The sequence below is a fragment of the Streptomyces sp. NPDC059008 genome, assembly GCF_042749045.1.
Taxonomy (GTDB): domain Bacteria; phylum Actinomycetota; class Actinomycetes; order Streptomycetales; family Streptomycetaceae; genus Streptomyces.
In genome coordinates, this window is the sequence record NZ_JBHYJC010000094.1 from 1 (window position 1) to 8,319 (window position 8,319).

Genomic DNA, 8,319 nt, shown 5'->3' on the forward strand with positions numbered 1-8,319 from the left:
CGACAGCCGGGCTACCACCATGCCCACGATCACCCCAACAAGCCGAAACGGCCCGCCAGTTGAACTGCCGAGCCGTCACGAAAGATCGAGGCTAGAGGCCTCTAGAGGCCTCGATTCCGGTACACGCTGTACCGGAATCCGACCCACTAACGTGGACTTGATCCCGGCTTCGTGTGCTGGAATCCGGTCCAGCGGCGTCGGCTTATGTTACCTGAATCCGGTCTACTGGCATCGGCTTATGTACCTGAATCCGGGCCACTCGGAGTGCCGGAATTCGGTACATTAACGCCATGGGACCGGCGATATCCCACCGCTTTCGGCAGCCGGTACAGCGTCGCCCGCGTCCCCTTCTTCTCCTCGACGACTTCCAACTCGCCGAGTTTCACCGTCGTCCGGATGGCTGCGACGACCACAGATTTCGCCACGTTCATGGACACCATGAAGTCCGCGTAACTCAGCCGGACTTCACAGGCAGGGGTCCGCACCCGATCCGCGACCGCCAGCAGCGCGACACGCGGTTCCCTTGGACTGGGATTGCGTCCACACCCAGTGAGCTGTTTCCAACCTGACTTTGGTGTCCGTTATTTGGGCAGCTCTGCAACACAATGAAGCTCCCGGTAGGAGGTGTCACGATCAAGATCCACCGCGCCCTGTCAGGAGCTCAGTGTGCTTGTGTACCCGTCAGCGATCGATCTGTCCACCGCGCAACTGCGACACCTGAGCCGCGAATTTGCGGCCCGGCGCCGGGAGATCGGCACCCGGTGGCGGCGGTTGACTGCAGGACGCCAGGCCCTGCTCACCCTCGCCCACCTGCGGTGTGGTGATACCTACGCGCAGCTTGCAGCGGGGTTTGGCATCGGGATTGCGACCGTCTACCGCTACATCCGCGAAGCGATCGAGGTCTTGGCAGCGCAGGCCCCGACGCTCGACGAGGCGATAGCGACGGCCCGCACGAAGGCGTACGTGATCCTGGACGGCACCATGCTGGCGATCGACCGGATCGCCGCCGACCGGCCCTACTTCTCCGGCAAGAAGCGGCACCACGGCATGAACGTCCAGGTCCTGGCCGACCCGCTCGGACGCCTGCTGTGGGCCTCGCCCGCACTGCCCGGCGCCACACACGATCTGACCGCGGCACGCGAGCACGGCATCATCGACGCTCTCGCCGAGGCCGGCCTCAAATGCTGGGCCGACAAGGCATACCAAGGCGCCGGCCACCTCGTCCGCGTCCCGTTCAAGGGGCGCAAGCTCAAGCGGTGGCAGTGCCGCCACAACACCACCCACGCCAAGATCTGGTGCGTCGGCGAACAGGCCATAGCCACCCTCAAGAGATGGCGACTCCTGCGCAAACTCCGCTGCAGCACCAATCGGATCGCAGGCATTGTGAGGGATGTCCTCGCCCTTCACCTCACGTCAGCGTGAGAAGGGCTCGCTCCAGCAGGGACACCAGGGATGGCATCGCGGTGCCCACCGAACGCGACAGCGGACCGTGTCGACCTGCCCCATAGAAGGGCCCCGGATACCGCCTGGCAACTCGATGCCGCGCAAACCAGGGCTACTGCTGCTCCCACTGCTCCTTGGTGATCTCGTACCGTACGCCCCCTTGCTCGGAGCCCTCGATCATCTTCATATCGGAGGGGATGGGGATGTTGTCCGTGAACGTCATCTTGAGCTTTTCCATGATGTTGCGCGAACCGTGGTTCACGGACATCGTCTCGGCCCAGATCATGCGCACACCGAGCTCAGTGAATGCCTTCGCCAGCAAGCCTCGCGAGCCCTCGGTCGCATAACCCTTGCCCCATGCCGCCTGCCGCAGTCGATAGCCGAGTTCGGTTTCGTCCAGGGGGCCCTCTGGTTGTGGACGCGAGTGGAACCAGCCGATAAATTCACCGCTGTCCTTTTCATGTGCGGCGAAGAGCCCCAGTGCGCCGCCCCACCGCTCGTAGCCGGCAAGGATGCGCGGCAGGTATTGCTCTCGGACGACCTGCGGCGCGGTCGGCTGGCCGCCGGTCAGGTAGCGCATCACCGCCGGGTCACTGTCCAGCTCGATCAGCAGGGCGGCGTCATCGGCAGTGAAGCGTCGCAGGACCAGGCGCTCGGTCTCCAGATAGACATCCATGAGTAGATCATGACTGGAGCAAGCCGGGCAGCCCAACGGATTTCCCTGGAACCTCGATCGAGAGCTCTGCTGCTTCCAAGGCCGCACTGCGACGCCCCGTCATCCCTTCACGTCAGCGTGAGAGTGGAAAGAGCTCAGTGCATGGTTTCCAGGGTCACGGTGACTTCTCTCTACGGCGGTTCTCTACGGCGGTTCTCTACGGCGGTATGGTGCGGCTGATGTGCGCGCGGGGGCGGGGGCGCCTTGCGACGTGTGCAAACCCGGTGTCACATCGGCACATCGGCGTCAGAAGGGCGGTTCGTCGGAGTACTGGGGTTCGCGCCAACATCCGCATCCCGCAGGTCCTCGCACAGCCCCGATCCAGTCCCTCGCCGCGGTGCGGAAGCAGCCCCCCGTCGTCAGGCCCGTACCACTCGACCGCCTGGTCCGATTTCGTGAGATCGGCGGGCTGCCGGGCGGTGCTCACAGCTCCATCCAGCCGCAGCGTCCGGGGCGACCGTCCAGCGGCCACCACACCGCAGCCGAGGGCCCGTGCTCCTCCATCTCCTCCAGCACCGCAGCCCCACCGGCACCTCGTCCGCGAACTGCTCGGTCAGCGGGTGCTCGGACACCAGCGCCCGCAGATCGGCCACCCGGCTCCTGAGAGCCCGCGGGCCGGCGCCGGTCAGCACGAACAGCAGCCTCGGGAAGACCTGATAACTGCGCTGCCAAGGGCGTAGGCCCGTCAGGTCGGCAGCGGAGCCACGCCGGCCCGGGACGGGAACATGTCTGTGGAACCGGGCGTAGGTGATGATTTTCGCGCCGAGCCGCTCGGACGACTCCGTAGCACGGTCGACCTCGACGAAGGCACGCAGCATGGTCCGTGTCGGTGAGTTGCGCGTGTACCGCAGCAACGCATCGGCGATCACCGCGCGTTCCCCGTCCGCCGAACCATCCCGGATCGGGTGCGCGACCTCCGTCGTCCAGTCCGACGCTCCGCACTCATCACCCCGCGCACGGGCGTTTTCTACGAAGGCGAGGGCGGTCTGGGTCACGGTGAGCGTGTGGGTGCTGCGCATCGCTGGGATGGCGGCGGCGGCCCGGTACGGGCGGCGGCTCTGGAACTGGGGCCAGGCCAGAACGGTGTGAAGTCCTGGGCCGGTGAGGGACCAGATGCTGGGGTGGTGGGCGCGGTCGCGGGACTCGAGCAGCCCCTTGCTGCGGAGATCACGCAGGCAGTGGCGCAGGTGGTGTGTGTCAGGGGGTGGTGTCAGCAACTGGTTGAGCTGGACGGTCGTGGCCGCGCGGTGTACGGCCAGCACTGCCAGAATCTCTTCCCGCACGGGGATCCGTCGGCTGCGCGGTGCGTTGGCGGGGGCGGGCATTGAGCGCTCCATGGGGTGGAAGGGCCCGCGGCGGCTGGAGCTGCGGGGAGGGCCGGTGTGCGCCTCACCGCCAGTCGACCGGGGCTGTTTACCACCGCACTCACCACCGGCCCTTGGTGAAGATCTCGAAGAGGACACATCACGCGAAGAGCCCGTTCACCACGGGAGATGGGCCGTGGTGAACGGGCTGTCTGACGGCGCGTTCGTAGCGCGCGGCGGACGGCGGGCGCATGCCGATGCGTACTCGGCAGTGCTCGACGAGCCCGTCTGCTGGTATGCGCCGGCGCGGGCATGAGGTGCGGCGCTGTACTCGTCTTCCAATGCCTGCCAGGCTGCCTTGACGGGGGCATTCCGATCTTGTTTCTGACGATCTGTGGGAGCGGGTAGCTCCGCTGCTGCCGTCGGCTCCCGAGCGGCGGCGCTGCTATCCGGGACGGTTGCGGTTCCGGACCACGGGACCCCGCTCACCGTCACGCTCACCGGCGGCAACCGGCGGCAACCGGCGGCAACCGGCGGCAACCGGCACGACGCCACCCCACTGCTGCACTGCTGCCCTTGCTGGACGCGGTCCCGCCGGTCCGGGGCCCACGGGGCCGCCCCGCCGCAGACCCCGGCGGCTGTACGTCGACCGGGGCTACGACATCGACAAGTACCGCCGCCTGCTGTGGAAACGGGGCATCAAACCCGTGATCGCCCGCCGCGGCGCCGCTCACGGCTCCCGACTGGGCAAGGTCCGCCGGCCGGGGGGGTCGAGCGTGCCTTCGCTCACCCGCACTGGTTCCGCCGCCTACGGATTGGCTGGGAGACCCGCGACGACATCCACGAAGCCTTCCTCACCCTGGGATGCGCGCTCATCTGCTGGCTACGCCTGTCACCAGCGGGCGCGAGCCCGGGCCCGCGCCCTCCCGCAGCGGCCATTCCCTGGCCGAAGGAGCACGGTCGACCAGCTGGCTGACCTGGCTCTGTTCTTCCGAAGTGCCGCGAAGGGCAAGCTGCTCAGCCTCTTGGCAGGGCCTTGGACTCTGTGCGGGGTTCGGGTACTTCGCCGCCGGTGAGGGCGGCGAAGTCGGCGTGGGCTGCGTTCGTTGTGCTGGTCGGCCAGGTGGCTTCGGGCCGCGTTTTCGTGCGGGTGCCGTGGCTCTGGCGTCGGGGGTCGGGCTGGTTGGTCAGCGTTCGAGGAGGGCGATGCGGATGGCGCGTTCGACGTGGGCGGCGGTGTTGGCGTGTCCTGCGGCATTGGGGTGGACCAGGGTGGCGCGCTTGCCGACGAGAGCGCAGTTCAGCAGCGTGCCGGGGACCTTGGCAGGCCAGTATTCCTCGGCGTCGCCGCAGATTCCCTCGACCCACTTGGTGCCTGCGGGCTGGCAGGCGTCGTGGCCCACGCTGGAGGAGTAGACATCGACGTAGCGGTCGCCGAAGAACGACGTGACCTGCTGGATCGTCCTGTTCAGCGGCTCGAGAACGTCGTCACGGAGCCAGTCGACGTCGGCGTGGGTGATCGAGCCGAGCTCGGTGAGGGCGGGGCGGTCGCAGGCACTGGCCTCCTGCGGCAGGACGGCCGGGTAGCCGACCGTGATCACCTTGGCGTTGGGCGCGGCCTGGTGCACCTTGGCCAGCATCTCGATGTACTCGTCCTGGACCCGGGCGAGCTTGTCCTGGATGCTTTCCTCCCCCTCGGGAGGGTTGGTGTAGTAGTCGCGGCAGGACTTGCCGCTCGTGCCCTGTTCGAGGCACTTGAGGAGCATGCCGCCGAAGGGCAGGCTGTTGCCGCCGACGCCGATGGTGACGACGTCGGTCTGGTCGTTGAGGCCGGCCCGCTGGGTTTGCGGGTCCACTGCGGGCCAGCCGCCGGTGGGAGGCTGGACCGGGCTGATCGGCGTCTGCTTGGCCGTGGCGATGTTGTCGATGGTGGCGTTGCCGCAGCTGACGTTGGTCAGGTGGACGGGCTTGCCCGGCGGGAACTCGGCGAGCTCCCGGTCGACAACGCCGGGGTAGGCGTCGGTGGTGCGGTCGCAGCCGTCCCGTGAAGGGTCACCGAGCGCGGGTTGCGGGTCCCCGACGAAGCCGCCGGCGGTGTACGAGTCGCCCAGCGCGGCCCACTCGTACTGATCAGCAGCACCAGCGGAGCCCGAGGGCACAAGCGAGGACGCCGCCAGCACGAGCCCCACGGCCAGTGCTCGCGTTCGCCGGCGGGAGACGGGGTCTCGCATGGATCCTCCAGGACGGGCCAGCAGCAGGGCAGTCGAGGCGAGGGCCGCCAGTCGGCCCGTAGACGTCGGACGCATCCGTAGCTCCGTTCACACCTCGTAGTCAAATGACTACGAGGTGAAGGTAGTTGGGGGCATGCGACCGACCGACGGGTGCGCGGGGTAAACCACCCGGGCGTATTGCGCTGAGGTTCTGGCCACAGTGAGTGCGCCGGGTGGCCAACCCTGAGGCAGAGAGAGGCGCCACAGACAGCTGATGTCGTCGGACCACACCAGCAGGATCTGAAGGGTGCCGGCGGGCACCCTGACCTTCTTGCGCATGCGGAGCCACCCGCCCCCGCAGGTCGCCAGGAACAAGATCAGCACGCATACCGGGCACCCTGCCGAGCAAGATCGGCGACTGATAGACCCGCTGGATCAACTCGTTCTGAAACGATCAGTAAGAAGGGCCCACACAGGACCCCACAACACACCCCCTAACAGGGAACTCCCTTGAGCACACATCACTACCCGTCATTTCTGGGCATCGCAGCAGGTCATGCCCCTTGGTGAGAAGGCCGGGGGACTCCGACTTCCCTCCGTACGTTGCCCCAGTACCTGTTGATGGTTGTTGGCGGTGTGGGCGTTGTGGTGTCGGGCCGGGCCGGGCGCTGCGCTGCGCTGGTTATATGTGCACCGGGCCCGGTTGGCCGGTGCGGGTGTGAGGGCGCGGCCCTTCCACTGTCTTGCTGCTCTGCGCCAGTGGCACTTGGTAGCTCTTGCCGGCGGAGGCCATCGCCGCGAGCCGGACTCGCTCTTCGCCGACCACGGCTACGAACACGGCATCTACCGCGATCAAGTACGGGCCCGGCCCGGGGCACCGTGCCTGCCTTCGCCCGACGTAGTACATGGCACGGCAGCGGGCTTGGTGTCTACCGGTGGGTGGTTGAGCGCGCGCGTTCGCCTGGCTGCACGGGCTCCGGCGCCTTCGCGTCCGCCGGGTACGTAGGGTACGCAGGGTACGCAGGGTACGCAGGGTACGCAGGGCTGACGTCCATGAAGCGTGCCTCAAACTGGCCTGCCGTCTGGTCACTTACCGGCAGAACCACTTCACTGGGTGACAGGCCTTAGGGTGCGGAGCCGATGCGCTGGGCGAGATTACGGGTGTGCTCCGGTCGGGCCAGAAGTGCGATGGCCGTCTCCTGGCGGTGGTGCAGGGCCGCTACCTGCCCACGCAAGGTGCGTATGCGGGCGTGCATGCGAAGCCGGTTCTGCCAAGGGTGCCAGAGTGCCTGCAGCAGAAGTTGGACCGTTGCCTCGCGGTAGTCGTCGCAGGCACCCATGAGCGCATCGAGGTCCTCGTCGCCCAGGACGCCGCCGACGCGCAGGTCGATGAGACGTATGACCTCGCACTGCAGGGCACGTTCCTGACCGCCACCGGCGAAGTCGAGGACTCTGCGGGGTATCCCGGCGGAGAGCGCGGCCACGATGAGGTCTTCGAGTGCTGCGCGCAGCGCGCGCTCGGCTTCGGCACCGTCCTCCAACAGCGCCGAGATCCCGAACTCGCCGGTGGCGAGCAGGCGTTCGCCAACCATGTACTGGATGGCCCGACGCCTGCCGGCGACAGGGCTGGGCACGATGTCGCATACGCCGTCCCGTACGGCGCCGACCCGGTGGAGCTGCTGCTGCACCTCGGCGCGCAAGCGGCGCCGCTCATGATTGCGGGCAAGGTAGGTGGTCACAGCAGCTCCGATGATGCCGCCACCGGTGGTGTACGCGAGGTCGATCAGCGCGGGCATCGCTCCACCCTAGGGGCACGCGGCTGAACACCCACCGGCAGACTCCGGCGCCCTGGAGCAGCATGCTGTCTCACTTGGCGGGCCGGTGAGCGCGGGGCTCGGCAGGCCCGAACACTTCGGCAGGCGAACCGATCGGACACGGGCCTGACGCGGATGGTTTCCGGCATCGGCTTCACTTCAGAGCCCCGAATCCCCCGAGCGGCCTTGATGATCATGATTGGTAGCCTGCCGGGATGACTACGACCTTCGACGAAGCCGTCCGCGCCCGGCTGCAAGCCCCCAACATCTGGTACGTCGGCACCGTGTTCCCCGACGGGGCGCCGCAGGTCAGCCCGATGTGGGTGGATCTGGAGGGAGAGGGGGAGTTGACGTTCAACACCTCGGTGGGCCGGGTGAAGGAGGAGAACCTGCGTCGCGACCCCCGCGTCTATCTCTCACACGCCGACGCGGCCGATCCGTTCGACCGAGTACAGATCAGTGGCGAAGTGGCCCGCTTTATTGAGGGCGACGAGGCGCACGACCGAATGGACCGGCTGGCGCGCAAGTACTTGGGCAGCGAGCGCTTCGAGTGGCTCATGCCGGGGGAACAGCGGGTCGCGGTGATCGTGCGCCCGGTCAAGGTCCGGCACATCGTCGGGGTGGAGCGCTTTCGGCCCGGCGGCCCCCGCCCCGCTGCCTGATCGTCATCGTCGGCAGGGCAGCCGCTACCCTCCCCGCCAGCTCGAGCGATTGTGGTCGGGGGGGTGGGGGCCGGTGGGGGGGGCCCCCCCCCCCCCCCCCGCCAGGGGCGGAGCCCGCCGGGCCACACCCCCCCCCGGGGGCGCCAAGGGGGGGACACCCGCCCCCCGCCG

At 67.9% G+C, this 8,319-nt stretch carries 6 protein-coding genes and 2 pseudogenes; 4 read left to right on the forward strand and 4 right to left on the reverse strand.

Translation table 11 applies throughout. The features are described from left to right. The first annotated feature begins 666 nt into the window (after positions 1 to 666). Positions 667 to 1,422 (forward strand): transposase family protein, encoded by a 756-nt coding sequence (locus ACFWZH_RS39210; RefSeq protein ID WP_384443235.1) that lies wholly within the window; start codon positions 667 to 669, stop codon positions 1,420 to 1,422. 133 nt (positions 1,423 to 1,555) lie between these two features. Here ACFWZH_RS39210 and ACFWZH_RS39215 read toward each other — a convergent pair whose 3' ends face one another. Both ACFWZH_RS39215 and ACFWZH_RS39220 read right to left on the reverse strand, forming a co-directional pair. Further along, positions 1,556 to 2,119, reverse strand: coding sequence for a GNAT family N-acetyltransferase (locus ACFWZH_RS39215; protein ID WP_384443238.1), 564 nt, complete (start codon positions 2,117 to 2,119; stop codon positions 1,556 to 1,558). Positions 2,120 to 2,517: 398 nt separating this feature from the next. Then, entirely contained in the window at positions 2,518 to 3,483 is a 966-nt protein-coding gene (locus ACFWZH_RS39220) for a replication-relaxation family protein (RefSeq protein ID WP_384443241.1), read from the reverse strand. 454 nt (positions 3,484 to 3,937) lie between these two features. Here ACFWZH_RS39220 and ACFWZH_RS39225 point away from each other — a divergent pair. Further along, positions 3,938 to 4,354, forward strand: a pseudogene (locus ACFWZH_RS39225) (transposase); the annotation flags it as partial. 295 nt (positions 4,355 to 4,649) lie between these two features. Here the strand turns inward: ACFWZH_RS39225 and ACFWZH_RS39230 are convergent. Next, positions 4,650 to 5,693 (reverse strand): SGNH/GDSL hydrolase family protein, encoded by a 1,044-nt coding sequence (locus ACFWZH_RS39230; RefSeq protein WP_384443244.1) that lies wholly within the window; start codon positions 5,691 to 5,693, stop codon positions 4,650 to 4,652. A gap of 849 nt (positions 5,694 to 6,542) precedes the next feature. On the opposite strand from ACFWZH_RS39230, the pseudogene ACFWZH_RS39235 reads away from it, so the two are divergent. Beyond that, positions 6,543 to 6,790: pseudogene (locus tag ACFWZH_RS39235) on the forward strand (hypothetical protein); the annotation flags it as partial. A gap of 6 nt (positions 6,791 to 6,796) precedes the next feature. Here the strand turns inward: ACFWZH_RS39235 and ACFWZH_RS39240 are convergent. Next, positions 6,797 to 7,468, reverse strand: a complete 672-nt coding sequence (locus tag ACFWZH_RS39240) for a hypothetical protein (protein WP_384443247.1) — start codon at positions 7,466 to 7,468, stop codon at positions 6,797 to 6,799. A gap of 233 nt (positions 7,469 to 7,701) precedes the next feature. Here ACFWZH_RS39240 and ACFWZH_RS39245 point away from each other — a divergent pair, with 233 nt between their 5' ends. Beyond that, entirely contained in the window at positions 7,702 to 8,148 is a 447-nt protein-coding gene (locus ACFWZH_RS39245; protein ID WP_384443250.1) for a TIGR03618 family F420-dependent PPOX class oxidoreductase, read from the forward strand. The last annotated feature ends 171 nt before the right edge of the window (positions 8,149 to 8,319 follow it).

Excerpts from the sequence above, each read along its gene's own strand:
- ACFWZH_RS39215 (WP_384443238.1), bottom strand. The coding sequence starts at position 2,119 with ATGGATGTCTATCTGGAGACCGAGCGCCTGGTCCTGCGACGCTTCACT.
- ACFWZH_RS39220 (WP_384443241.1), bottom strand. The coding sequence starts at position 3,483 with ATGCCCGCCCCCGCCAACGCACCGCGCAGCCGACGGATCCCCGTGCGG.
- ACFWZH_RS39230 (WP_384443244.1), bottom strand. The coding sequence starts at position 5,693 with ATGCGAGACCCCGTCTCCCGCCGGCGAACGCGAGCACTGGCCGTGGGG.
- ACFWZH_RS39240 (WP_384443247.1), bottom strand. The coding sequence starts at position 7,468 with ATGCCCGCGCTGATCGACCTCGCGTACACCACCGGTGGCGGCATCATC.
- ACFWZH_RS39245 (WP_384443250.1), top strand. The coding sequence starts at position 7,702 with ATGACTACGACCTTCGACGAAGCCGTCCGCGCCCGGCTGCAAGCCCCC.